General features: G+C 55.7%; 22 protein-coding genes. 15 read left to right on the forward strand and 7 right to left on the reverse strand.

Annotation, left to right across the window (positions count from 1 at the left end):
- Nucleotides 1–29 precede the first annotated feature (29 nt).
- From carA to PuT2_RS08555, 3 genes are read left to right on the forward strand one after another with little or no spacing between them, the layout of a single operon-like run.
- Nucleotides 30–1,184: a glutamine-hydrolyzing carbamoyl-phosphate synthase small subunit gene (gene carA / locus PuT2_RS08545; protein ID WP_371596608.1), complete on the forward strand. Its 1,155-nt coding sequence runs from the start codon at nt 30–32 to the stop codon at nt 1,182–1,184.
- Between the two features lie 9 nt (nt 1,185–1,193).
- Nucleotides 1,194–4,421 (forward strand): carbamoyl-phosphate synthase large subunit, encoded by a 3,228-nt coding sequence (gene carB / locus PuT2_RS08550; protein ID WP_093970624.1) that lies wholly within the window; start codon nt 1,194–1,196, stop codon nt 4,419–4,421.
- An 18-nt stretch (nt 4,422–4,439) separates the two neighbouring features.
- On the forward strand, nt 4,440–5,204 hold the full coding sequence (locus PuT2_RS08555) for an SDR family oxidoreductase (RefSeq protein WP_093970625.1): 765 nt from the start codon (nt 4,440–4,442) through the stop codon (nt 5,202–5,204).
- Here PuT2_RS08555 and PuT2_RS08560 read toward each other — a convergent pair.
- Nucleotides 5,201–5,623 (reverse strand): YchJ family protein, encoded by a 423-nt coding sequence (locus PuT2_RS08560; RefSeq protein ID WP_093970626.1) that lies wholly within the window; start codon nt 5,621–5,623, stop codon nt 5,201–5,203. The two genes, PuT2_RS08555 and PuT2_RS08560, sit on opposite strands and share 4 nt — an antisense overlap.
- 103 nt (nt 5,624–5,726) lie before the next feature.
- On the opposite strand from PuT2_RS08560, the gene PuT2_RS08565 reads away from it, so the two are divergent.
- Both PuT2_RS08565 and greA read left to right on the forward strand, forming a co-directional pair.
- Nucleotides 5,727–7,043: a solute carrier family 23 protein gene (locus PuT2_RS08565; protein ID WP_093970627.1), complete on the forward strand. Its 1,317-nt coding sequence runs from the start codon at nt 5,727–5,729 to the stop codon at nt 7,041–7,043.
- A gap of 190 nt (nt 7,044–7,233) precedes the next feature.
- Entirely contained in the window at nt 7,234–7,710 is a 477-nt protein-coding gene (gene greA, locus PuT2_RS08570; RefSeq protein ID WP_093970628.1) for a transcription elongation factor GreA, read from the forward strand.
- Nucleotides 7,711–7,831: 121 nt separating this feature from the next.
- Here the strand turns inward: greA and PuT2_RS08575 are convergent, their stop codons facing one another.
- Complete coding sequence (locus tag PuT2_RS08575) at nt 7,832–8,446, reverse strand: YhbY family RNA-binding protein (RefSeq protein WP_093970629.1); 615 nt, start codon at nt 8,444–8,446, stop codon at nt 7,832–7,834.
- A gap of 17 nt (nt 8,447–8,463) precedes the next feature.
- Between PuT2_RS08575 and PuT2_RS08580 the strand changes: the two genes are divergently transcribed.
- From PuT2_RS08580 to PuT2_RS08600, 5 genes are all read left to right on the forward strand, one after another.
- Nucleotides 8,464–9,099, forward strand: coding sequence for an RlmE family RNA methyltransferase (locus PuT2_RS08580; RefSeq protein ID WP_093970630.1), 636 nt, complete (start codon nt 8,464–8,466; stop codon nt 9,097–9,099).
- 99 nt (nt 9,100–9,198) lie between these two features.
- Nucleotides 9,199–11,124, forward strand: coding sequence for an ATP-dependent zinc metalloprotease FtsH (gene ftsH, locus PuT2_RS08585; RefSeq protein ID WP_093970631.1), 1,926 nt, complete (start codon nt 9,199–9,201; stop codon nt 11,122–11,124).
- 27 nt (nt 11,125–11,151) lie between these two features.
- Nucleotides 11,152–11,991: a dihydropteroate synthase gene (gene folP / locus PuT2_RS08590; protein ID WP_093970632.1), complete on the forward strand. Its 840-nt coding sequence runs from the start codon at nt 11,152–11,154 to the stop codon at nt 11,989–11,991.
- Nucleotides 11,988–13,337 carry a phosphoglucosamine mutase gene (glmM, locus tag PuT2_RS08595; protein ID WP_093970633.1) on the forward strand — a complete coding sequence of 450 codons (1,350 nt, stop codon included), beginning with the start codon at nt 11,988–11,990 and terminating at the stop codon, nt 13,335–13,337. The genes folP and glmM overlap by 4 nt, the downstream gene beginning before the upstream one ends.
- 65 nt (nt 13,338–13,402) lie before the next feature.
- The gene (locus PuT2_RS08600) at nt 13,403–14,182 is read left to right on the forward strand and encodes a GNAT family N-acetyltransferase (RefSeq protein WP_093970634.1); all 780 of its coding nucleotides are present in this window, start codon (nt 13,403–13,405) and stop codon (nt 14,180–14,182) included.
- Nucleotides 14,183–14,299: 117 nt separating this feature from the next.
- On the opposite strand, the gene PuT2_RS08605 is transcribed toward PuT2_RS08600, so the two are convergent.
- A complete protein-coding gene (locus tag PuT2_RS08605) occupies nt 14,300–15,781 on the reverse strand; it encodes a Ppx/GppA phosphatase family protein (protein ID WP_093970635.1) in 1,482 nt (493 codons plus the stop codon).
- A gap of 207 nt (nt 15,782–15,988) precedes the next feature.
- On the opposite strand from PuT2_RS08605, the gene ppk1 reads away from it, so the two are divergent.
- The 5 genes from ppk1 (at nt 15,989) to pstB (ending at nt 21,965) form a co-directional block, all read left to right on the forward strand.
- Nucleotides 15,989–18,073 (forward strand): polyphosphate kinase 1, encoded by a 2,085-nt coding sequence (ppk1, locus tag PuT2_RS08610; RefSeq protein ID WP_093970636.1) that lies wholly within the window; start codon nt 15,989–15,991, stop codon nt 18,071–18,073.
- A 102-nt stretch (nt 18,074–18,175) separates the two neighbouring features.
- Entirely contained in the window at nt 18,176–19,219 is a 1,044-nt protein-coding gene (gene pstS, locus PuT2_RS08615; RefSeq protein WP_093970637.1) for a phosphate ABC transporter substrate-binding protein PstS, read from the forward strand.
- Between the two features lie 139 nt (nt 19,220–19,358).
- Complete coding sequence (gene pstC / locus PuT2_RS08620) at nt 19,359–20,297, forward strand: phosphate ABC transporter permease subunit PstC (protein ID WP_093970638.1); 939 nt, start codon at nt 19,359–19,361, stop codon at nt 20,295–20,297.
- Between the two features lie 27 nt (nt 20,298–20,324).
- A complete protein-coding gene (pstA, locus tag PuT2_RS08625) occupies nt 20,325–21,185 on the forward strand; it encodes a phosphate ABC transporter permease PstA (RefSeq protein WP_093970639.1) in 861 nt (286 codons plus the stop codon).
- Nucleotides 21,186–21,188: 3 nt separating this feature from the next.
- Nucleotides 21,189–21,965: a phosphate ABC transporter ATP-binding protein PstB gene (gene pstB, locus PuT2_RS08630; protein WP_093970640.1), complete on the forward strand. Its 777-nt coding sequence runs from the start codon at nt 21,189–21,191 to the stop codon at nt 21,963–21,965.
- A gap of 74 nt (nt 21,966–22,039) precedes the next feature.
- Here pstB and PuT2_RS08635 read toward each other — a convergent pair whose 3' ends face one another.
- The 4 genes from PuT2_RS08635 to PuT2_RS08650 all read right to left on the reverse strand — a co-directional run bounded on the left by PuT2_RS08635 (nt 22,040) and on the right by PuT2_RS08650 (nt 25,758).
- Entirely contained in the window at nt 22,040–22,906 is an 867-nt protein-coding gene (locus tag PuT2_RS08635; RefSeq protein ID WP_093970641.1) for an alpha/beta hydrolase, read from the reverse strand.
- Nucleotides 22,907–23,160: 254 nt separating this feature from the next.
- The gene (locus tag PuT2_RS08640; protein WP_093970642.1) at nt 23,161–23,931 is read right to left on the reverse strand and encodes an ABC transporter permease; all 771 of its coding nucleotides are present in this window, start codon (nt 23,929–23,931) and stop codon (nt 23,161–23,163) included.
- Nucleotides 23,932–24,717 carry an ABC transporter ATP-binding protein gene (locus PuT2_RS08645; RefSeq protein WP_093970643.1) on the reverse strand — a complete coding sequence of 262 codons (786 nt, stop codon included), beginning with the start codon at nt 24,715–24,717 and terminating at the stop codon, nt 23,932–23,934.
- 33 nt (nt 24,718–24,750) lie between these two features.
- Nucleotides 24,751–25,758 (reverse strand): ABC transporter substrate-binding protein, encoded by a 1,008-nt coding sequence (locus PuT2_RS08650; RefSeq protein WP_093970644.1) that lies wholly within the window; start codon nt 25,756–25,758, stop codon nt 24,751–24,753.
- Nucleotides 25,759–25,840: the final 82 nt, after the last annotated feature.

Consider the following 25,840-nt stretch of genomic DNA (forward strand, 5'->3'; position numbering starts at 1 on the left):
ACTTATCGACTTTATAACCGGGGTTCACTGTGCTGCCGTCTCTACTTCCCGAGGGGATTACATCGTCCTCTCCTGCGATCTTGGCTTTGGCGGACGGTACCATCTTCAAGGGTGTCTCTATCGGCGCCGATGGACATACCGTCGCCGAGGTTGTTTTCAATACGTCAATGACCGGGTACCAGGAAATTCTTACCGACCCGAGCTACAGCGGTCAAATTGTCACCTTAACCTACCCGCATATCGGCAATACCGGGGTCAACCCCGAAGATGTCGAATCCGACCGTGTGCATGCGGCTGGTCTGGTCGTGCGCGATTGTTCGCTGCGTGTTTCCAACTTCCGCGCCACGCAATCATTGCCCGAATACCTGCGTGCTCAGGGTATCGTGGCTATTTCGGGTATTGATACCCGTAAGCTCACCCGCATTTTGCGCGAGGGCGGCGCCCAAGGGGCGTGTATTTACGTGGGTACCGATCACCACGAGGCCGTGCGTCTGGCAAAAAGTTTTGCCGGCATGGCGGGTCAAGATCTGGCCAAGGTCGTTTCCACAAAAAGCCAACACGAATGGACGCAAGGTACCTGGCAATTGGGTCAGGGCTTTGCCAAGCCAGAAGGCAATCAGTATCACGTCGTAGCCTACGACTTCGGCGTGAAATCGAATATTTTGCGTTTGCTGGCCGATCGCAATTGCCGTGTAACTGTCGTGCCCGCGCAAACGCCGGTCGAAGAGGTGCTGGCCCTTGATCCCGACGGCATCTTTTTGTCGAACGGCCCAGGCGACCCAGAGCCTTGCGACTACGCCATTCATACCGCGCAAGTCGCCATCCAGAAAAAAATCCCGCTGTTTGGTATTTGCCTCGGGCATCAAATCATGGGTCTGGCCCTTGGCGCGCAAACACTAAAAATGAAAACCGGCCATCACGGTGGCAATCACCCCGTGCAAGACCTCGATTCGGGCCGTGTTTTTATTACTAGCCAAAACCACGGCTTCGCCGTCGAGGCCGCCAGTTTGCCGGCTAACGCGCGTGCCACTCACGTTTCGTTGTTCGACGGCACGTTGCAGGGCTTCGAGCTCACCGATGCGCCGGCATTTTGCTTCCAGGGTCACCCCGAAGCCAGCCCCGGCCCACACGACATCGTGGTGCTCTTCGATAAATTCATCAGCCTTATGGCCGGTCAAAAGTAAATCAGCATTATGCCCAAGCGTACAGACATAAAAAGCATTCTTATCATCGGTGCCGGCCCCATTATCATTGGTCAGGCCTGCGAATTCGACTATTCGGGCGCACAGGCCTGCAAATCGCTCAAAGCCGAAGGCTATCGCACGATTCTGGTCAACAGCAACCCGGCCACCATCATGACCGACCCGGAAACGGCCGATGTTACCTACATCGAGCCCATCACCTGGCAGGCCGTCGAGAAAATCATCGAAGTCGAAAAGCCCGATGCCTTGTTGCCCACCATGGGCGGCCAGACCGCGCTTAACTGCGCGCTCGACCTCGAACGTCACGGTGTTCTGGCCAAGCATGGCGTCGAAATGATCGGCGCTAACGCTCATGCCATCGACAAGGCCGAAGACCGCCAGAAGTTCAAAGAAGCCATGACGAAAATTGGCCTCGAATCGGCCAAGTCGGGCGTAGCGCATTCTATGGACGAGGCCTGGGAAGTACAGCGCCGTATCGCCGAAGATACCGGCACGTCGGGCTTTCCGACGGTTATCCGGCCGAGCTTTACCATGGGTGGTTCGGGCGGCGGTATTGCCTACAACCCCGAAGAGTTCGAAGCCATTTGTCGTCGCGGTCTCGAGGCTTCGCCGACCAACGAACTGCTTATCGAAGAGTCGTTGCTGGGCTGGAAAGAATACGAAATGGAAGTGGTGCGCGACCGCGCTGACAACTGCATTATCGTGTGCTCGATCGAAAACCTCGACCCTATGGGTGTGCACACGGGCGACTCGATTACCGTCGCGCCTGCCCAAACCCTGACCGACAAAGAATATCAAATCATGCGCGACGCCTCGATTGCGGTGTTGCGCGAAATTGGTGTTGATACCGGCGGTTCGAACGTTCAGTTTGCGGTCAATCCCGATAACGGTCGCATGATCGTCATCGAAATGAACCCGCGTGTTTCGCGTTCGTCGGCGCTGGCGTCCAAGGCAACGGGCTTCCCCATTGCCAAAGTTGCTGCGCGCCTGGCCGTAGGTTACACCCTCGACGAACTGCGCAACGAGATCACCGGCGGGGCGACACCGGCGTCTTTCGAGCCCTCCATCGACTATGTCGTCACCAAGGTTCCTCGTTTTGCTTTCGAGAAATTCCCCCAGGCCGACTCGCGCTTAACGACGCAAATGAAGTCGGTGGGCGAAGTTATGGCTATTGGCCGTACATTTCAAGAATCATTCCAGAAGGCCCTGCGCGGCCTCGAGGTCGGTGTTGATGGCCTTAACCAAAAAACCACCGATCGTGAAAAGCTGCAAATCGAGTTGGGTGAGCCCGGCCCCGAGCGTATCTGGTACGTGGGTGATGCTTTCGCCCAGGGTTTCAGTCTCGAAGAGGTTCATCAACTGACCAAGATCGATCTCTGGTTCCTGTCGCAAATCAAAGAAATTGTCGACATCGAATTGGCGCTCGAACAAAAGACGCTGGCCGACCTCGGCCAAGACACCATGCGTGAGCTCAAGCGGCGCGGCTTCTCCGACCGTCGTTTGGCCTTTTTGCTCGACACGTCCGAAGCCGAAGTGCGCAAGGTCCGCCATCAGTTGGGGGTTCGCCCGGTTTACAAGCGCGTCGATACCTGCGCAGCCGAATTCGAAACCAAAACAGCGTACATGTACTCGACCTACGAGGAAGAGTGCGAGTCCGAACCCACTGACCGCAAGAAAATCATTGTGCTGGGTGGCGGCCCCAACCGTATCGGGCAGGGTATCGAGTTTGATTACTGCTGCGTTCATGCCGCACTGGCGTTGCGCGACGATGGTTACGAAACCATCATGGTCAACTGCAACCCCGAAACGGTTTCCACCGATTACGATACCTCCGATCGTCTTTACTTCGAGCCGTTGACGCTTGAAGACGTACTCGAGATCGTTCACAAAGAAAACCCGGTCGGGATGATCGTGCAGTATGGCGGGCAAACCCCCCTGAAACTTGCGCGCGCGCTCGAAGCCAATGGTGTGCCGATTATCGGCACCAGCCCAGAGTCCATCGACGTTGCCGAAGACCGCGAGCGTTTCCAGAAGCTTCTGACCAAGTTGGGTCTGCGTCAGCCACCCAATCGCACAGCACGTACCGAGGGCGAAGCCCTGGCCCTGGCTTCCGAAATTGGTTATCCGTTGGTGGTTCGTCCTAGTTATGTGCTGGGCGGTCGTGCCATGGAAATCGTTCACGAACAGCAAGACCTCGAGCGCTACATGCGTGAGGCGGTCAAGGTCAGTAACGATTCCCCCGTATTGCTTGATCACTTCCTGAACAACGCCACCGAGGTCGACGTCGATTGCATCTGCGATGGCGAGCGTGTGTTTATCGGCGGCGTCATGGAGCATATCGAACAGGCGGGTGTTCACTCGGGCGACTCGGCGTGCAGTTTGCCGCCTTATTCGTTGTCGGCCGACGCCATTGCCGAAATCAAGCGCCAAACAAGTCTGATGGCGCGTGCACTTAATGTCAAAGGCCTGATGAACGTTCAGTTTGCCATTCAGGACGGCGACGTTTACGTGCTCGAAGTCAACCCGCGCGCATCGCGTACCGTGCCTTACGTTTCCAAGGCCACAGGGCTGCAATTGGCAAAAATTGCGGCGCGGGCCATGGCAGGCAATACCCTGGTTAATCAGGGTGTCACCGAAGAAGTCGTGCCCAAATATTTCTCGGTCAAAGAGGCCGTGTTCCCGTTCGTCAAATTCCCGGGCGTCGACACGATTCTTGGCCCCGAAATGAAGTCAACCGGCGAGGTCATGGGTGTGGGCGAAAGCTTTGGCGAAGCCTTCGTCAAGTCTCAAATGGCGGCTGGTGTGACGTTGCCCGAATCGGGTACTGCATTCATTAGCGTCAGGGCTCAAGACAAGCCCAAGGCCGTCGAAGTAGCGCGCGGTCTTGTGGCGTTGGGTTTCAAAATCGTGGCTACCCGTGGTACGGCAGCCGCCATTGCCGATGCTGGAATCCCCGTACAGGTGGTCAACAAGGTCACCGAGGGTCGCCCGCATATTGTCGACATGGTTAAAAACCAGGAAATCGCCCTGGTCATTAATACGGTCGAAGAACGGCGCAACGCTATTGCCGACTCGCGTCATATTCGGACTGTAGCGTTGGCGTCTCGCGTGACCTTCTTCACCACGATCGCCGGTGCGCGTGCAGCGGTCGAAGGTCTGCAGTATATGCGTCAGGGCGAGGGCCTCAAGGTCTACAGCCTGCAAACCATGCATGCTTAAGCCGGGTTAAACCAGCGCATGCAGCGTGTGTTCATCACGGGGGCGAGCAGCGGCATAGGTGCCGCGCTCGCCCGTTTTTATGCGGCCCGCGGCTGTCAGCTTGGTCTGGTGGGGCGTCGTGCCGATGCCCTTGAAACCTTGGCCGATGCGCTTCCGGGCGTGCATAAAGTCTATGTCCTCGACGTGATCGATCGCGATGCGCTGCATCGGGCCGCAAACGATTTCCTGTCTCTGGGGCCCGTCGATGTTGTTATCGCCTCGGCCGGTATAAGTGTAGGCACACTCACCGAAGAGGCCGAGGACTTCGATGTCTTTCAGCGTGTCATGACCACTAACGTGGCCGGTACGGTTTCTACATTCGAACCTTTTGTGGCCGCCATGAAGGCGCAAGGGCGGGGCACTTTGGTAGGGGTGGCCAGCGTTGCTGCCGTGCGGGGCTTGCCGGGTGCAGGCGCTTACAGCGCGTCTAAAGCCGCTGTGCGAAATTATTGTGAAAGCCTGCGTGTTGAGCTTTACGGTACAGGCGTTAAGGTGGTGACTTTGGCGCCGGGCTTTATCCGTACACCAATGACCGCGAAAAATCCCTACAAAATGCCATTTTTAATGCCCGTCGATGCTTTTGCCCGGCGGGCGATACGCGCTATCGATAACGGCGTGTCGTATATTGTGATCCCCTGGCAAATGGGATGGGTTGCAAGGTTACTGCGCTGGGTGCCAAATAGTCTGTACGATCGCGTGGCATCACGACGCGAGCGCAAGCCTCGCCAGACGTCTCAGCCTTAAACGGCATTTTCGATTATCCCGTCTACGTAAAGCCACTGGCCATTTTCTTTGATGAAGCGGCTGGTTTCGGTCAGGCGGTGCGCCCGTCCTGCTTCGCGGTACCTTGCGGTAAAACTTACTTCCGCATGCGTGTCGTCGATCTCGCGAAAGGTGTGAACGGTCAGCCCAAGCCAGCGTGTTCCGTGCGGGGCATCCGGTGCGTCGAGCACCAGTTCGGTTGGTCGGGTGTCAGAGTGCCAGCTCGCCCTTAGGTAGTCGGCGCGTGCCAGGGTATAGGCGGTATATCGTGAACGCATCAGGTGTTCGGCGCTTGGCGCAATATGTCCTGCGTCGATGTACTTTGCGCAACATCGGTCGTAAGACGAACCCGTCGGTAGTCCGCCGCATGGGCAACCCTCGGTCGCTTTTTTTTTCTTCATGACTTATTCCAGCAATTATTTGTTGCGAACGGGTCTAGCCTGCCCGTAAACTTTCGGCTTTGTGAGAAGCTCCATTTCATAACTACTTCAAGAAGGCATTTCAATGTCAAACTCATATTTTCCGCGGTGGCGCCAGGTTAACCCCGACGCCTCGGGCGGGGTCGTACAGCCCGACGAACGCTTGTCGTGGCCTCAGAATGTTGCCATGGGCGCCCAGCACGTGGTTGCTATGTTCGGTTCTACCATTCTTGCGCCGTTACTCATGGGTTTTGACCCGAACGTCGCTATTTTAATGTCCGGCATCGGCACGCTTATTTTCTTCTTGTTTGTGGGTGGGCGTGTGCCCAGCTATCTGGGCTCTAGCTTTGCATTTATTGGGGGTGTGATTGCGGTCACCGGGTATGCCGGCGGCGGTGCCAACGCCAACATCGGTGTAGCGCTGGGGGCTATCATTGTCTGCGGTCTGGTTTATACCCTTATTGGTCTGGTGGTGTGGTTGCTTAATGCCCGTTCAGCTAATGGTTCCGACTGGATCGATGCCTGGATGCCGCCCGTGGTGACGGGTTCTATCGTTGCGGTCATCGGTCTTAATCTGGCGCCTATTGCCGCTAAGGGCGCCATGGGCGGGTCAACCTTCGAAGCCATCATGGCGCTGATCACGGTGCTGTGTGTTGGTGGCGTTGCAGTTTATACACGCGGCGTCACACAACGGCTGCTGATTCTGGTCGGACTTATCCTGGCCTGCGTTATTTATGCCATTTTGGCTAATGGCTTCGGGTTGGGTAAACCCATGGACTTCAGCGGTATTGCCGGCGCGGCTTGGTTTGGCCTGCCGACATTCTCCAGTCCAGTCTTCGAAGTCGGCGCCATGAGCGTCATCGTGCCTGTCGCCATAATTCTAGTCGCCGAAAATTTGGGCCACATCAAGGCGGTCAGCGCTATGACGGGCCAAAACCTCGATAAATACCTGGGCCGTGCGTTTGTGGGCGACGGTGTGGCCACCATGGTGTCGGGCTCGGTGGGCGGTACTGGCGTCACAACCTACGCTGAAAATATCGGGGTTATGACTGTCACCCGCATTTACTCTTCAATCGTATTTGTGGTGGCTGCGTTTATTGCTATTTTCCTGGGCTTCTCGCCCAAGTTCGGTGCGCTCATTCAACTCATTCCTGGTCCCGTTCTTGGGGGGATGTCGATTGTTGTATTTGGCTTGATTGCTATTGCCGGCGCCCGCATTTGGGTGGTCAACCAGGTCGATTTCAGCGACAACCGTAACCTCATCGTCGCGGCCGTAACATTGGTGTTGGGCGCGGGTAATTTCTCGCTCGAACTTGGCGCCTTCCGTTTGGACGGTATTGGCACGGCTACTTTTGGTGCAATTATTCTTTACGCACTGCTAAGACAGTCAAAACGCGGCTAACTACCGGCTATTTTTGGTTTTTTAGCAATTTTTGCCCAAGGGCTTGCTTTTTGGGCCAACTTTGCCGACAATAGGTTCAAATCCCCGGTTGTCACCGACCGGGGATTTCCTTTGTACCTTGCAGTATTAACGTTTTACCAATCGGGCGCTCCTTTGGGGCGTCTTTTTTACTTTTTATTCAGGAAGCATTATGTCTGCGATCCCGTTGACGGTAAGTGGCGTTGAGCGCTTGCAAAAAGAACTACATCGACTGAAAACAGTCGAACGCCCCGAGGTCATTAACGCTATTGCCGAGGCGCGTGCTCAGGGTGATTTGTCTGAAAATGCCGAATACGACGCGGCGCGTGAGCGTCAGGCGTTTGTAGAAGGCCGTATCCAGGAGCTTGAGGGTACGCTATCGAATGCGCAGGTTATTGATCCGGCTGCACTCGACGCTGAAGGCAAGGCGGTATTTGGCGCTACCGTAGAAATTGAAGAGTTGGAATCGGGCAAACGTGTGGCCTACCAAATTGTGGGCGACATCGAAGCCGACATCCGTGAAAATCGTATTTCAGTATCCAGCCCAGTCGCCCGTGCCCTAATCGGCAAAAGCGAAGGCGATGTTGTTGAGGTACAGGCGCCCGCCGGTGTGCGCGAATACGAAATTCTTTCTGTCAGCTACGTCTGATTTTTGCGCCGGCTGGCTGGCGCCCCTAATGTAAAGCCCGAGCGAGTTTTGCCGGGCTTTTATTTTTACCTTGCCACTACAGAAGCCTGCAACATGAGCTGCAGGCCAGACGCGTAGCGCTTTAACGAATTTTTGGCCGAGCAACAGCAGAGCGGCGGGCGCCAGCCTTGAGCGACAAGGCGCTGCCGCCACGGCGCGGAATACCGTGTGCAGCACCAGCGGCGGGTTTTGCGGCCGTTTTGCGTGCTCCCGATGCCACTGTGCCGGGCGTTGATGCGCGGCGTACTTTTGGGGCTGCATTTTCGAGGCGTTCGGTTTTACGCGCCGAACGTTCGGCGATGCCTGCCTTACGGGTTTTGGTGACCCCGGCAGCAGCCAGTTTTTTGGGTGTGTGCGGCTCGGTGGGTTTGCGCACCGCGCGCGTGGCGTTAACGCTTTCTTCTTCGGCCCGACGCTGTTTTGGGTCGGGGCGGAACAAGATAAGTGTTTTACCCAGGTGGTGCACCGGGGCGCATGACAATTGCTCGCACAATGATTCGAGCGAAGCTTCACGCTCGTCGCGCTCTTGGCCGGCCATTTTGACCTTAATGAGCTGGTGCGCGGTAAGATTACGGTCGATCTCTTGAATAACCGATTCCGTCAGGCCACGGTCGCCGACGAGGACGACAGGGCGTAAAGGGTGGGCGCGGGCGCGAAGTGCGCTGCGTTCTTGCGAAGTAATGTCTAATTTGGGCATATTTGAATTGTACGGGAATGGCCAAGAAAAAATTCTCAAAAGAGTGGGTTCAGCAACACATTAATGACCCCTATGTGAAAATGGCGCAACAAAAAGGCTATCGAGCCCGCGCTGCGTTCAAACTTATCGAAATTCTCGACACAGAAAAGCTCATGCACAAGGGCGATATCGTTGTCGACCTTGGGGCGGCACCGGGCAGCTGGTCGCAGGTGGCTCGCGAACGCCTGGTAGGCACCGGTGGTGTTATCGACGGGCGGGTCATAGCGCTTGACCTGCTTCCCATGGAGCCTATTGCCGGGGTCGAGTTTTTGCAAGGCGATTTTCGCGAAGACACGGTTTTGCATCAACTTGAAACCATGCTTGAAGGCAAGCAGGTGAATCTTGTAATTTCAGATATGGCCCCCAACTTATCAGGGGTAGGGTCTGCTGATTCAGCTCGTATTCAGCATGTTTGCGATTTGGCGTTAGAATTTGCTGTGAATCATCTCAAGCCCGATGGCGCGCTGATTGTCAAAGCGTTTCATGGCAGTGGTTTTTCGCAAATCGTCGAGTCGTTCAAAAGACATTTTGTCCGGGTTGTCGAGCGCAAGCCCAAGGCATCGCGGGGCAAGTCGTCCGAAACTTTTCTGGTCGGCCAGCGTCTCAAGTCTTGAGCCACACTTTATTATTAACGGGTTAGAATGACCTGTTAACCGTATTATCGGGGCCGCCTTATATGTTCCCCGCAAGCCGCAGTTTCTAGGAGGTTGGCTTTGAACAACTCGTTTTCCAAAGTAGCGATCTGGATGGTGATTGCGCTGGTGTTGTTTACTGTTTTTAAACAGTTCGACGGCCGGCCTGCCACCAGCGATTCCGTGACCTACACTCAGTTCATGGATGAAGCGCGCGCGGGGCGCATTTCCAAAGTCGACATCCAGGGCGACACCATTTTCGTTACGCCCGATTCCGGCCGACCCTATAGCCTGACGTCTCCTGGCGACCTCTGGATGGTTCCAGAACTGGTCAAGGCTGGCGTACAGGTGTCTGGCAAAGCTCGCGAAGAGCCCTCGTTCTTGACCAGTGTGTTCATTTCCTGGTTCCCCATGCTGTTGCTTATCGGGGTCTGGGTCTTCTTCATGCGTCAAATGCAAGGCGGCGGCAAGGGCGGGGCTTTCAGTTTTGGTAAGTCGCGTGCTCGCATGCTCGACGAAAACACCAATAACATCACGTTTGCAGATGTCGCCGGGTGCGACGAGGCCAAAGAAGACGTCAAAGAATTGGTCGACTTCCTGCGTGACCCCACAAAGTTTCAGCGCCTGGGTGGTCGTATTCCCCGTGGCGTGTTGCTGGTAGGCAACCCCGGTACAGGTAAAACCTTGCTTGCCAAGGCTATTGCTGGCGAAGCCAAAGTACCGTTCTTCAGTATTTCTGGCTCCGACTTCGTCGAAATGTTTGTTGGGGTGGGCGCTGCCCGCGTCCGCGACATGTTCGAAAACGCCAAAAAGCAGGCACCTTGCATTATCTTCATCGACGAAATCGATGCAGTCGGCCGTCAACGCGGTGCAGGCCTGGGTGGCGGCAACGACGAGCGCGAGCAAACCCTGAACCAGTTGCTGGTTGAAATGGACGGCTTCGAAACAGGCCAGGGCGTCATCGTTATTGCGGCGACTAACCGCCCCGACGTCCTCGACCCCGCCTTGCTGCGTCCCGGCCGTTTCGACCGCCAGGTGGTCGTGGGCTTGCCTGATATTCGTGGTCGCGAGCAAATTCTTAAAGTGCATATGCGCAAAGTACCGTTGGCGTCCAATGTAGATGCTATGGTCCTGGCGCGCGGTACGCCCGGGTTTTCGGGTGCCGACCTGGCCAATCTGGTCAACGAGGCTGCCTTGTTCGCTGCGCGCCGTAGTGGCCGCACTGTCGATATGCAAGACTTCGAGAAAGCCAAAGACAAAATTATCATGGGTGCCGAGCGCCGTGGTTTGGTCATGCCCGAAGAAGAGCGTCGCAATACGGCTTATCACGAATCCGGTCACGCACTGGTGGCGCGCTGCTTGCCTAAAACTGATCCTGTCCACAAGGTCACCATCATTCCGCGTGGCCGTGCCCTGGGCGTTACCATGCAGTTGCCCGAAAGCGATCGCTACAGTATGGACAAAGAGCGTTTGCTCAATATGATCGCGGTTCTGTTTGGCGGTCGTATCGCTGAAGAGGTCTTCATGAATCAAATGACGACCGGCGCGTCCAACGACTTCGAGCGTGCCACGGCCATCGCCCGCGACATCGTTACCCGTTACGGCATGACCGATACGCTCGGGCCTATGGTGTACGCCGAGAACGAGGGTGAGGTGTTCCTGGGCCGCAGCGTGACCAAAACCACGCATATGTCCGAGTCCACCATGCAAAAGGTCGACCAGGAAATCCGTGCCATCATCGACCAGCAGTACACGGTTGCCCGCAACCTCATCGAAAGCAATCGCGACAAAATGGAAGCGATGGCCAAGGCGCTGCTCGACTGGGAAACCATCGACGCTGACCAGATCAACGACATCATGGAAGGTCGTCCTCCCCGTCCTCCCAAAGACCTCGATGATCTGTCTTCTTCGGGTGGTGCATCAAGCGGTGGCACACCCTCCGAAGGCGTCTCGTCATCCGACGGAAAAGACAAGGGCGCTGCCGATACCGCTGCAACGCCTGTGTAATTCACTTTATCGCCGCGTGCTCCCTACATGACGCAACGTCTCCAATGCGGGCGCTTCGAACTGACCTTCGAGCGCCCGCTTGTCATGGGTATCCTTAACGTTACCCCCGACTCCTTTTCCGATGGCGCCCTGCATTTTGCAACCGAAGATGCCATTGCTCACGCGCGTCAGCTCATTGCCGACGGCGCGGACATTATCGATATTGGTGCCGAGTCTACCCGGCCGGGCGCACAACCTGTTGAAGCCGACGAAGAGTTGTCGCGCCTGTTACCTGTCATCGAGGCGTTACGGCCGCTGGGCGTGCCCCTTTCCGTCGACACGTTCAAGCCCGATGTCATGCGCTGCGTCATCGATGCGGGCGCCGACATGATCAACGATATATTTGGCTTTCGGCAGCCTGGTGCGATTCAGGCGGTCGCGGGGTCGCAGTGCGGGTTGTGTGTCATGCATATGCAGGGTGAGCCCCGCACGATGCAGCAAGCCCCCAGTTATATCGACGTCGTTGCCGAGGTACGTGCGTTTTTGAACGAGCGGGTGCAGGCCCTGCGGGCCGGTGGTGTGGCCGCTTCTCGAATTTTGCTCGACCCAGGTTTCGGTTTTGGTAAAACAGCAGCTCAAAATTACCAGTTGCTTAAGCAACTTCACGATTTACAATTCGACGATTATCCTTGGTTGGTGGCGCTGTCCCGCAAGTCCATGATTGGTCATGTGACCGGGCGTCCGGCGCACGAGCGTCTGGGCGGCAGTGTGGCAGGTGCCCTTGCCGGGGTAATGCGGGGTGCAGCCATGGTGCGTGTTCACGACGTTGCGCCCACCCTCGATGCCATCAAGGTCTGGCAAACAATAGAAAATGGAATAGAAGAATGAGTCAGCGCAAGTATTTTGGCACAGACGGGATACGCGGGGTTGTTGGTGGTGCCACCATCAACCCCGAGTTTGCCTTGCGATTAGGTTATGCAGCGGGTCAGGTGTTGGCCAGGCATCACACGCACGGGCGCGGCCGGCCTACGGTGGTTATTGGCAAAGACACGCGTATTTCAGGCTATATGCTCGAGTCGGCACTCGAAGCCGGGCTCTCGGGGGCCGGTGTCGACGTCTTGTTGGCCGGGCCAGTGCCTACGCCGGCTGTGGCTTACCTTACGCGGGCCCTGCGTCTGACGGCGGGTATTGTCATCAGTGCGTCGCACAACCCTTATCAAGACAATGGCATCAAGTTTTTCTCGGCACAGGGCATGAAGTTGCCTGACGATATCGAGTCTGAAATCGAATCGGCAATCGATGCGCCGCTTGGGTGTGTGTCATCCGAGGCCCTGGGCCGTGCCCGTCGCATCGACGACGCTGCAGGGCGGTATATCGAGTTTTGCAAAAGCACCTTTCCCAACGAGCTCGACCTTTCGGGCATGAAAATCGTGGTCGATGCGGCGCACGGTGCGGCGTATCACATCGCTCCCCATGTGTTCCGCGAACTGGGTGCTGAGGTCATTGCCATTGGCTGTCAGCCCGATGGTTTCAATATCAACGAGGGTGTTGGCGCATTGCACCCCGAAAATCTGGCGCAGACGGTTCGCGAGCACGGCGCTGATCTGGGTATCGCACTAGACGGCGATGCCGATCGACTGCAGATGGTTGACCGCGAAGGCCGCGTTTACAACGGCGACGAACTGCTTTACGTGATTGTGGCCGGGCGTCACAAGGCGCATGCGGTCGAGGGCGTCGTCGGCACGCTGATGACCAATTTTGGTTTCGAAAAGCGTATGGCCGATATGGGTATTGGCTTTGCCCGTGCCAATGTGGGCGATCGCTATGTGCTTGAGCTCATGAAGCAGAAGGGCTGGTTGTATGGCGGCGAAAGTTCGGGGCATTTGTTGTGTCTCGATTGCCACACGACAGGCGATGGCATTATTGCCGCGCTGCAAGTGCTGACCGCTTTGCGCCGTTCAGGGCAGACGCTCCCGCAACTGGTTGCCGACCTGAAAATGTACCCACAAAAAATGGTGAATGTGGCGCTAACGCCCGGTTTGCAATGGCAAACTCATCAAGGTTTGCAACACGCACGCGAAGCCGTCGAGGCGCGTTTGGGCAATCGTGGGCGGGTTTTAATCCGTGCTTCGGGTACCGAACCTAAGCTACGCTTGATGGTCGAGGCTGAAGAGGCTGACTTGGCTGAGCAATGTGTGCGAGAATTGGTTGCAGTTAATTTAACAAAGCAGTAACGTAATTGGCGAATACTTGAAACATTACCCGGTCATAATCGCTGCATGTTTGTGGAGTAATGTCTATGCTCGAGCTTGTGCGTGTTAACGCAAACGTCGATACCACTGCTGTATGGTCAGCTCCGGCTGAAAGCCTTGTCATGGGTTTGGCGCGTACCAACGAAGAACTCGAGGCCATCCAGCGCCTGAGGTTTAACGTGTTCACCGAAGAAATGAACGCGGTTTTCCCCGACGCTGTCGATGGTCTTGACGCCGATCGCTATGATCCATGGTGTGAACATGTCATGGTCAAAGAGGCTAATTCCGGTCGCGTGGTTGGGACCTACAGATTTTTGTCGCCCGCCAACGTGGCTAAAGCTGGTGGGTATTACTCTGAGTCCGAGTTCGATATCAGCGCTTTGCAAGGGCTGCGCTCGAACATGGCCGAAGTCGGTCGTTCGTGTATTCATGCCGATTACCGGAACGGCTCGGTCATTATGTTGCTCTGGTCTGGTATTGCCACCCTGGTCAAGCAGCATGGCCTTCGGTACGTGCTGGGGTGTGCCAGTGTTAGTCTGCGCGACGACGGCGTTACGGCTGCCGAAGTCTGGCGTTCGGCTAAAAAAGAACTCGATGCAGCGCCCGAGATGCCGCGAGTCATTCCCCGTCATCGCTACCCGGTTGAGCGTCTCAACAGCGAGCTTCCTGCCCGCGTGCCTCCGCTTATCAAGGGGTATTTGAAACTGGGCGCCACGATTTGCGGCGAACCTGCCTGGGACCCCGACTTCAACACAGCCGACTTCCCTGTGTTGCTCGATATGACCCGCATGGACGATCGCTACCGTAAGCATTTTGGTCTGGCTTAGTCGCTAACCGATTACTGCAGACATCGTCGTTAACAATGCAAAAAGCCTGTCGGCATACCGGCAGGCTTTTTGCATTGGCTGGCGCTGCTTTACGCTGCGCTTATTTTTGGGTGGCGTTTATTCCAGAACGACGTTAAAGCCTGTTTTTACCCATTCGGTTACTTCGTTTTCAAGTGAATAGGCCGTGAGCGAATGATTGGCCATCCAAACTTTGTTGGTAATGATGCGCAGGCTGTTGTCATCGAGTTCGATACGCATGGGCAGGCGCTGCAGGCTTTCCCGGCGGCGCATGAGTAGCACCGCAAGGCGCAGGCAGAGCAGCGCAGCCCATTGGTTACGTGTTGGCTTGCGCGATTTAAGCTTGCCCAGTTTGCCCAGGTGTCCAAGCACCAACCACGATAGTGCGGCTTGTTCGTCGTTTGAAAACCCAGGCATATCGGCGTGTTCTAGGATATACGCGCTGTGCTTGTGATAGTGGTCGGCGGTGATGGAAAAGCCGATCTCGTGAAGTTCGGCGGCCCAGCCCAGTGATTTTTGCAGGTCTTCTTTTTGTTGCGGGTCGATGTTCAGGGGTTCGAACAGTTTGAGCGCAGCCTGGCGGACGCGCGATGCTTGCGCAGTGTCGACATGGTAGCGGCGCATGAACTGTTTCGAGGTTTCGTCGCGTTTGTCGTGCGCGGACTCTCGCCCCAGCAGGTCGTAAAGCACGCCTACCCGCAAGGCCCCTTCGCCAGACCACATGCTTTCGATTTTAAGCTCGTGGAAGGCCGCCAGCATGATGGCCAGGCCGCCGGCCAAGACGTTGGCCCTGGACGCTTTGAGCCCAGGTAGTTGGTCGACCACAACCTTGCCATCTGAGACCAGCTTGGCGCGTAGTTTTTCGAGCCCTTCCAGCGTGATACCCTGGCGTGACATGTTTGAGTCGGTCAGGACCGCGAACAATGCCTTGGCAGTGCCGGAAGAGCCGTAGGCTTCTTGCCAACCTGTTTTGCGAAATTTGCGAGAGATGGTTTCAAGCTCGCGCCGGGCGGCAATTTGCGCGCGATCCATGCGGTCGGCGGTAATTTTGCCATCTGGGAAAAAACGCTGCGTGTAGCTGACGCAGCCCATGAGCAGCGACGACAGTTGCAGGGGTTCAAACCCGCATCCGATGATGAATTCGGTTGAGCCGCCGCCAATGTCGATGACCAGGCGGCGATTTTGCGAGGGGGGGAGTTCGTTGGCCACCCCAGAAAAGATAAGCCGGGCTTCTTCCTGGCCTGCAATGACTTCGATGGGAAACCCCAGCGCCTCTTCGGCGAGGGGCAATAACACATTGGCATTTTTGGCGACCCTGAAGGTGCTGGTGGCGACGGCACGTACGCGGTCGGGATGGAAGCCGTCCAGACGTTCGCCATAGCGGCGTAAGACGGTAATGGCCCGGGCGATTGATGCATCGTCGAGGATGTCGTCGGGCCCCAGGCCGGCAGCCAGCTGTACTGACTCTTTCAGCCTGTCGACAGCGTAGATATGGGCTATGTCGTCTTGCTGGACGACGCGGCCAATAGAAAGCCGGAAGCTGTTGGAGCCGAGATCGACGGCGGCAAGTAGGTGGTCCATTCGTGGTTATCCGTTGTGTGGCTCCTGGATTATAAATTCTGTTTGGGCTCAAACCGGCGGCGGGTGCAAAGGTTTATTGTGTCGCGGCGTTGTCATCGGTCAAGTCGGCACGGGGTAACGGCTTGAATGTACCGTTGCAGGTTGTCATAATCCTGTCAAGAAACTGACGTATAAGTCTGGCAGCCCCCCTTGTAACCTGGATTCCGTATGCCTTCGATTGTCCCGTTAAATGGTGATCAGCCCACTCTGCTGAATCGTGAGTTGTCTTTGCTGAAGTTCAACGAGCGTGTTCTGGCCATGGCCGACTACGCCACTACTCCGCTAATCGAACGTTTACGTTATGTTTGCATCGTCAGTTCGAACCTTGACGAGTTTTTCGAAATACGGATTTCCAGTCTTAAAGAGCAAATGGCCCGCAATGCCAATGTGGTGGGGCCCGATGGCTATAAGCCAACGGAAGCCTTCGAGCGCATTCAGGTTGCCGCCCGGGGGTTGATCGAGCGTCAGTACCATCTGTTGACTACCGAAATTTTGCCGGCCTTGGCCAAAGAGGGCATTACGCTGTCCGACCCTCACCACTGGACAGACGAGCAACGGATGTGGGCGCACAATGTTTTCATGCGCGACGTCATGCCGTTGCTCACGCCGATTGGTCTGGATCCGGCGCATCCGTTTCCCCGGGTGTTTAATAAAAGTCTGAACTTTATTGTGTCATTGTCTGGCGAAGATGCATTTCGCCGTCAGGGGCAAATTGCTATCGTGCAGGCGCCTCGCGCTTTGCCGCGCGTCATGCGCGTACCGCCCGAAATTTCCGGGGTGCAGCACGGGTTCATCCTGCTCTCTACGCTTATTTCAGAGTTTGTGGGCGAACTGTTCCCAGGGCTTGAGGTAGGGGGCTGTTATCAGTGGCGAGTTACGCGCAACAGCGACCTGTTTGTCGACGAAGAAGAAATCACCAACCTGCGTCTGGCATTGCAGGGCGAGTTGTCGCAGCGCAACTTCGGGGCGGCAGTGCGCCTTGAAGTCGATCACGTGATGCCGCAAAAGCTTATCAACTTCCTGCAGCAAGAGTTTTCTCTCGAGCCGCACGATACCTATCGTGTGAACGGGCCGGTCAATCTGTCGCGTCTTATGCAGGTATGCAGCGCAGTCGATCGTCCCGACCTGCAGTTCTCCGAGTATCGGCCCAAAGTGCCCGAGCCCTTTGCCCATTTGCATAACGACCCGGCGGGCGTGTTCGACGCCATCAGCGTTAAAGACCATTTGCTGCACCATCCTTATCAGTCATTTCAGCCTGTACTCGATTTTTTAATTGCCGCAGCGCGTGATCCCGATGTTGTCGCCATCAAGCAAACCATTTACCGTACCGGCGAAGATTCCGAGTTGATGGCGGTGCTGTTGGCCGCTGCCAAGGCCGGTAAAGAGGTCACGGTAGTCGTCGAGTTGATGGCGCGTTTCGATGAGCAAACCAATATCAACTGGGCCGCCCGCCTCGAAGAGGTTGGCGCGCACGTCAGTTACGGCGTCGTTGGTCATAAAACGCACGCCAAAATGGCGCTGGTGCTACGACGTGAAAAGGGGCATATCAAGCGCTATGGCCACCTGGGCACGGGGAACTATCACGTGCGTACGTCGCGTCTGTACACCGATTTTGGATTGCTGACGGCCAACCAGCGCATGTGCGAAGACATGGATAAGGTGTTTTCGTTGCTTACCGGGCTGGGCGCGCGCCGGCCGCTCAAGTTGCTGCTGCAGTCGCCGTTTACATTACACGACACCGTGGTTGAGTTTATTCGCCAAGAGGCCGAAAACGCCCGCGCGGGTAAAAAGGCCCGGGTCATGGCAAAAATGAACTCGTTGCTCGAGCCCCGGGTGATCGACGAGCTGTACAAAGCCAGTCAGGCCGGCGTAAAGGTTGATCTGGTCATCCGTGGCGCCTGCGCATTGCGTGCCGGGGTGCCTGGGTTATCTGAAAACATCCGGCTTCGGTCAATCGTCGGACGCTATCTCGAACATTCTCGTGTATTTTATTTTCATGCCAACGGCGAAGAAAAGGTCTACTTGTCGTCCGCCGACTGGATGGATCGCAATTTTTTCCGCCGTGTCGAAGTGGGGTTCCCCATCCTGGACAAAGCCCTTAAAAAACGGGTTATTACCGAGGCCTTTACCTGGGCGCTGCGCGACAACGTGCTGGCTTGGCGTGCCCAGCCCGACGGCTCGTACCTGCGCGTCAAGTCGCGCGCCAGCCGTATAAACATGCAAGAAAAGCTCATGGCATTGCTGGGGCATTAAAAAACGGTCGCTGTCACGAACATGTCATATTGGGCTCGTACGATATCGACTGTGCAAGTTGTTGCATGTGTCAATTCTTAAACAGTCCAAGAGGATCACTCGATGTTTAAACGCGTTTTATTGCAAGTTTCCGTTGGTATCGCCTTTGGCGCCGCCTCGCTGGCCGCCCACGCTGCCGATATCACAGGCGCTGGTGCTTCGTTCCCGTACCCCATTTATGCCAAATGGGCTGCCAAGTACCAAGAGGTAACCGGCAATCGTGTTAACTACCAGTCCATTGGTTCGGGTGGTGGTCAACAGCAAATTATTGCCAAGACCGTAGACTTCGGTGCCTCCGACGATCCAATGAAGGCCGATCTGCTCGAGAAGCACGGTTTGTTCCAGTTCCCCGCGATTATTGGCGGTACGGTGCCCGTCATCAACGTTGATGGCGTTAAGCCTGGCGAACTCAAGCTGACGCCTCAGGTTTTGGCTGACATTTTCCTGGCTAAAATCACCAAATGGGACGACGAAGCCATCAAGAAAATTAACCCCGACGTTAAATTGCCTTCGGCTTCTATCGTTGTGGTACACCGTTCCGACGGTTCGGGCACGACATTTGGCTGGACAAACTACTTGTCCAAAGTATCGGCCGAATGGAAAGAAAAAGTTGGCGAAGGCAAAGCCGTTAAATGGCCTACCGGTCAGGGTGGTAAGGGTAACGAAGGCGTTGCCGCCTATGTTCGCCAGTTGAAGAACTCGATCGGTTATGTTGAGTACGCTTACGCCAAGCAAAACAACCTGTCCTGGACAGCGCTGCAAAACAAAGACGGCAAGTTTGTACAGCCCTCGCAAGAAGCGTTTGCCGCTGCAGCAGCTAACGCCGACTGGAAGAGTGCGCCTGGCATGGGCGTTGTCCTGACTGACGAACCTGGCGCTGAGTCCTGGCCCGTTACCTCGGCTTCGTTCATTCTGGTTCACAAAGCTCAAGACAAGCCCGAAAACGCCAAAGAAGTCCTGACATTCTTCAATTGGGCCTTCGAAAACGGCGCGAGCATGGCTGCAGAGCTCGACTACGTGCCTATGCCCAAAGCGGTTACAGACCAAATTCTGGCCGGCTGGAAAACAGATATCAAAGCAGCTGATGGCTCTGCTATCTGGAAGTAAATTTTGGGTGTAACGCGTTGATCGTGTGACTCAAACCTGACGGACGGTGTCGCAGTACCTGCGGCACCGTCTTTATCGTGTGTAAATATTGGTCATTTGGCGCCTCGCCGCCAAAGGTCGTAATCGGCTAGAAACAAACATGGCAAACAGAACCGGCACCTTGATGGATATTGCGTTCAAAAACCTGACACGCACATTCGCTTTTTTGGTTTTCATCCTGCTGGCTGCAATCATGGTGTCGCTGATTTACGGCAGCCAGGAATCCATCGCAAAGTACGGCATCAGCTTCTTGTGGACCAATGAATGGAACCCGGTTGAAGACCAGTACGGGGCATTGGTACCTATTGTCGGTACGTTGCTCAGCTCGGTAATTGCGCTGGTTATTGCTGTGCCTATTTCTTTCGGGATCGCGATGTTCCTGACTGAACTGTCGCCCACCTGGTTGCGTCGCCCTTTGGGCACCGCCATTGAAATGTTGGCCGCTATCCCTTCGATTATTTACGGGATGTGGGGCCTGTTTGTTTTTGTGCCTCTGTTCCAGGAATTCATTCAACCCGGCCTGATTTCGTTCTTCGAACCTATCCCTGTCCTGAACCAGTTTTTTGCGGGCCCTCCGTTTGGTATTGGTGTGTTTACGGCCGGGCTCGTGCTGTCCATCATGATCATCCCGTTTATTGCGGCGGTGATGCGCGATGTGTTTGAACTGGTGCCGCCATTGCTTAAAGAGTCGGCATATGGCCTAGGGGGGACCACTTGGGAAGTGGTCTGGAAGGTGGTGTTGCCGTTCACCAAAAATGGCGTGGTTGGCGGCATTATGCTGGGCCTGGGACGTGCCCTGGGTGAAACCATGGCAATCACCTTTGTTATTGGTAACTCGTACAACCTGCCCAGTTCTATTTTCTCGCCCTCTAATTCAATTGCGTCAGCATTGGCTAACGAGTTCAACGAAGCCGGTGGGATGCAAAAGTCTGCATTGCTCGAGTTGGGGCTGATTCTGTTCCTGATCACGACCGTTGTGCTGGCATTGTCAAAAATGATGCTGCTGCGTCTGGGTAAGAACGAAGGAACGGCGCACTAACGCCCAACGAATACGAGAGAAACCTTAATGTTTAATTCTGACTCCATCGTTACTGTCGACAACCCGGTTTACCGCAAGCGCCGGGTATTCAACAAGATCATGCTGGTGCTGTCGATGGCTGCGCTGCTTTTCGGCCTGTTCTGGTTGTTCTGGATCATCGGCACGCTGGTATTCAAGGGGGGCAGTGCCTTGTCACTGACGCTCTTTACCGAGCCCACGCCCGCGCCCCGTGCGGTAGGTGGACTGCTGAATGCCATTGTTGGCAGCGTGATGATGGCCACTGTGGGTACGCTGATCGGTACACCGATTGGCGTTCTGGCCGGTACTTATTTGGCCGAGTATGGCCAGCGGGGCTGGCTGGCGCCGGCAACGCGTTTTCTTAATGACGTCTTGCTGTCAGCGCCTTCCATCATTATTGGTTTGTTCATTTATGCCGTATATGTGGCGCAGGTGGGCCACTATTCAGGTTGGGCCGGGGCCGTCGCGCTGGCGATCATCGTTATCCCGGTTGTGGTGCGCTCTACCGACAACATGTTGTCGTTGGTGCCTAATAGCTTGCGCGAAGCCGCAGCAGCCCTGGGTTGCCCGCAATGGAAAATCATTTCATTCATTTGCTACCGCGCAGCGCGCTCGGGCATTGTGACCGGTATCTTGCTTGCGGTGGCCCGTATTTCGGGTGAAACGGCGCCGTTGCTGTTTACCGCCCTGAACAACCAGTTCCTGTCGTTCAACATGAACGCGCCCATGGCGAACTTGCCCGTTGTCATTTTCCAGTTTGCGGCCAGCCCGTTTTCTGACTGGAACGAACTGGCCTGGGCCGGTGCCGTACTTATTACTTTGCTTGTGTTGGGTATCAATATCCTTGCGCGTGCGCTTTTCCGGAAATAAATCATGAACAGCAATGTCTCTGACGAGCGCGTGAAGCTCGAAGTCAAGAACCTGAATTTTTACTACGGCAAGTTCCACGCCATTCGCGATGTCAATATGTCGATTCGCGAGAACAAGGTGACAGCGTTTATTGGCCCATCGGGGTGTGGCAAATCTACGCTGTTGCGAACATTCAACCGTATGTTCGAGCTGTATCCCGGCCAGCGGGCCGAAGGCGAAATTTTGCTGGGTGGCGAGAACATCCTGATGTCCAAAATGGACATTTCCCTGATTCGCGCCAAAATCGGCATGGTGTTCCAGAAGCCAACGCCGTTTCCCATGAGCATTTACGAGAACATTGCCTTTGGTGTGCGCCTCTTCGAAAAGCTCAGCAAGGGCGAAATGGACGAGCGGGTGGAATGGGCGCTGACTAAAGCCGCCTTATGGAACGAAGTGAAAGACAAGTTGCAGCAAAGCGGCAATAGCTTGTCGGGTGGGCAACAGCAGCGTTTGTGTATTGCGCGCGGTGTGGCCATCAAGCCCGAAGTGTTGTTGCTCGACGAGCCATGTTCGGCGCTTGACCCGATTTCAACGGCCAAAATCGAAGAGTTGATTACCGAGTTGAAAACCGATTACACCGTGGTTATCGTAACGCACAACATGCAGCAGGCCGCGCGTTGCTCTGACTACACCGCCTACATGTATCTGGGCGAACTGATGGAGTTCGGTGAAACGGACAGCATCTTCGTCAAGCCGCAGCGCAAAGAAACCGAAGACTATATTACCGGTCGTTTCGGTTAAGGTATACGAAACGGCCCTGTCGCGTCGTATGTGACAGGGCCGTTTTCATTGTGCTCAGGTGGTCAGGCCTGGTTTCAGCGAGAAGCCGTTACAGCGTTAATAAACGTTGTGACGGCTTCGTCGTATCCGGTTGCCCGGCTTGCGCCGGAGTGTGATGCGAGCTCGAACTTGACCAGGCGGCTGGCGGGGTGCGATGCGGGTTTTATTGCCTCGAATAGTCGGTCGCTCATGCCATGAGGGACGACGCGGTCGCCAGTGCCGTGCATGATCAGGGTAGGCAGGCGTTGCCGCGTCAGCGCCTTTTCTGTGTCAAATGGTTGGGTGACCAACCATTCAAGCCCGGGTATGTCTGCCCACTGACTGGTCTCAATCATGTCTTTGATATTGGTAAATGTCGACTCCAGAATCAGCCCTGCGATGGGCGGGCGTTCAGACTGTGCAGTCGCAATGGCGGCGATTGCGCCACCCAGGCTATGTCCGTACACAAAACGCTGAGTTGGGTCGGGCTGCAGGCGGGCAAGTTCGTTGATAGCGGCTAACGCATCTTCGACGGCGCTGCTTTGTGAGGGCAGGCGAGGGGTGGATTCACCGAACCCTCGGTAATCAATCGCTAATATGGCATAGCCCATGTCCAGCCAGCGCTCGATTCTGAAGACGCTACTGTTCAAGTTCCAGCGCGACCCATGCAAGTACAGCACTGTGGGTGCGTCAGCTGACTTCCCCGCAACGTACCACGCATGGATCTTTTCTTTATTTGGTGTATCGAGGAAGTAGGCCTGCGTTCCTGCCGGGGCTTCGCGCGCCCAGCGCGCTTCACCCAGTTCAACCGAAAAAATGGTGGCGCGTTGCCAGCGATCGAGTGCGGTGTAGCCGGCGGCAACCGCCACCACAAGCAAAAGACCAATGAAATACAGCAGGCGTCGTCTGAAACGTATGGGCATGTCTGGGTATTAAGAAAATGAGTGCTTTATACAAGACTGCCTGGCGTTGGAAAAGTTCGCCCGATGGGCGCGCACGATGGGGGCGTACGGAAGGTTTGTTATTTGTGATGTGAGTGACTGAGCATGCGGATGCCAGCCCGGCTTTGGATATAAAAACACCCCGGAAACCTTGATGCGGTTTGCGGGGTGAGCCTGAGTGGCGTTTGCTGTTTCTTTTGACAGCGGCGCCGTTGGTGGGGACGGTGACGCTTAATTTAACGGTTTTGACCGCGGAACGCCCAACCTGTAAAACGCTGTTCGACCAGCGCTGTAGCCACGTACAAAACAATACCCAGGAAAGCCAGCACCAGCAGGCCGGCAAATACGATTTGTACCTGGAAGGCGGCCTGAGCATCGAGCATGAGTTTCCCAATGCCTTTGTTAGCCCCGACGGTTTCAGATACAACCGCGCCTACAAACGCCAGCGTGATGGCTACCTTTAGCGAACCGAAAAAGTACGGTAACGCCCCTGGGATACCGACTTTGCGCATGATGTCGAGCTTGGAGGCGCCAAGGGCGCGCAATACGTCTTCGAGCTCGGGGTTTGTGGTGGCCAGGCCGGTTGCTACGTTGACCACAATGGGAAAGAACGAAATGAGAAAGGCCGTAATGATGGCGGGAATTTCGCCCAAGCCGAACCACAAGATAAGAATGGGTACGACGGCGACTTTAGGCACCGAGTTAAAGCCCACCAGCACAGGGTAGATAGCCGAGTAGATGTTTTTATGCCAGCCCACGGCAATGCCCAGAAGCAGTCCGCCAATGGTGGCCAGTAAAAAACCGACCAAGGTTGTCCAGAGGGTGACCCAGGAGTTTTCGGCGATGGGCACGCGGTATTGCCACAACGCGATGAAAATGTCGGAGGGTGCCGGCAAAATGGTTAGTGGAATGGCGAAGCCTTTGCAGATCACTTCCCAGACAACAAACAAAATGATGGTAAATGCCAGTGGCGGCAAGACGTTTTGAAGAATTTCGTTGCGCTGCATTTAGTGTTTCCCCCCGATCATTGACCGTAGTTCGTGGACAATGTCCTGGAATTCCTGGGTGTAGGTCACGTCGAGGTCGCGTGGACGCGGGATATTGACCTCGCATTTTTTAACAACCTTGCCCGGGCGGTCGGACATGACGTAAACCGTGTCGGCCAGGAAAACGGCTTCGCGCAAATCGTGTGTTACCAGCATGACAGTGACTTGCCGTTGGGCCTGGATGTCGCGCAGGGCGCACCAGAGCTCTTCGCGGGTGAAGGCGTCGAGCGCCCCGAAGGGCTCGTCGAGCATGAGGATTTCGGGTTCGTGAATGAGCGCGCGGCAAATGGAGGCACGCTGTTGCATGCCCCCTGAAAGTTGCCAGGGGAATTTCTCGGTAAACCCCTTGAGCCCGACGGAATGCAGCAGATCTTCGGCCTTCTTTTTGTACTCGGCCCGGTTGGACGAGATTTTGCTGCGATACGGTTGAACGATTTCAAGGGGCAGCAATATATTGTCAACGCAGGTGCGCCAGGGCAACAGGTTGCTGGCCTGAAAAGCCATACCGACCGACTTCAGGGGGCCGTTGACGGGCTTGCCTTCGACAGCCAGCTTGCCCGACAGCGGCGCATGCAGACCTGAAATCAGTTTCATGAGCGAGCTTTTGCCGCAGCCTGACGGGCCGACCACGGCAATGAATTCGCCTTTGCGGATTGATAATGTGACTTCTTGTATGGCCAGAACGGCGGCTTCGCCTTTGCCATACGCCATAGATACATTATCGAGCTCAACCAACATTTCCGTCATGGGGACTCCTGTGAAACCAGTTGTTGTTATGAATTACTTGACCATGCGCTGATCAAGCGGCGGCAGGAACTCGTTGGTGAAGACGTCTGATACTTTGGGCTTGTTGGTGTACTTGAATGTCAGGCCGATTTGGTCGATAGCTTTTTCGAAGCGTGCTGTGTCAACATCACCCAACCCGTTTTTAAGTACGTCGGGCGACACAAAGTTACGCTCGAGCGACATTTTGAGGCGCTGTAGTTCGACATCACGGTTGGCAATGGCATTGCGCTTCATGAGCGCATCAATCGCCGACTCTGGGTCTTTGATGGTTTCTTGAATGCCTTTGATGGTGGCTTTGACGAACCCGGCGACTGCTTTCGGGTTGTTTTTGGCGAAGTCGGGGTTGGCCATGAGGGCATTGCCGTATAGGTCGACACCAAAGTCACGCATGAGCAAGACCACGATGTCTTCGTCTTTGACGCCGTTGGCTTTAAGGTTCATGTACGACGAAAACCAGAAGCCGGTAATGGCGTCGACTCTGCCTTGCGCCAGCATGGGCTCGCGCACCGGGAAGCCGATGTTCTCGATTTTGACTTTTGAGGCATCGATGTCGTTTGCGGCGACGAAGATTGGCCACTGGGCGTACGCACCGTCTGGTGCGGGGGCGCCCAATGTTTTACCTTCGAGGTCTTTCGGCTTGCTGATGCCTTTGTCTTTAAGGGTAACGATAGAAAACGCCGGCGTGTCGTACACCATCATGACCGCCTTGACCGGCGGGTTTTGCGTGTTGTCGCGGTACTTGACCAGCGAGTTGATGTCGGCAAAGCCCATTTGGTAGGTGCCGGTGGCGACGCGATTGATGGGCTCGACTGAGCTGGCGCCCGGATCAATGGTGACATCGAGGCCTTCGGCCTTGTAATAGCCTTTGTCGAGCGCCACAAAATAGGGCGCGGCGGGGCCTTCAAAGCGCCAGTCGAGCGCGAAACGCACAGCCGTTTGTGCCATGGCGGCACTTGAGCTTAAGGCAATGGCTGCTGAAAGGATGAGTCGGGAAACGCGCATACTTACCTCCGGTAGTGGAACGCCGGCCAAATGGCCGGCGCGTCGAACAAGGTCATTGAACGGGTGCGTAGCTGGCTAATTT

This window comes from Pusillimonas sp. T2, from assembly GCF_002236805.1.
Lineage (GTDB): Bacteria > Pseudomonadota > Gammaproteobacteria > Burkholderiales > Burkholderiaceae_B > Neopusillimonas.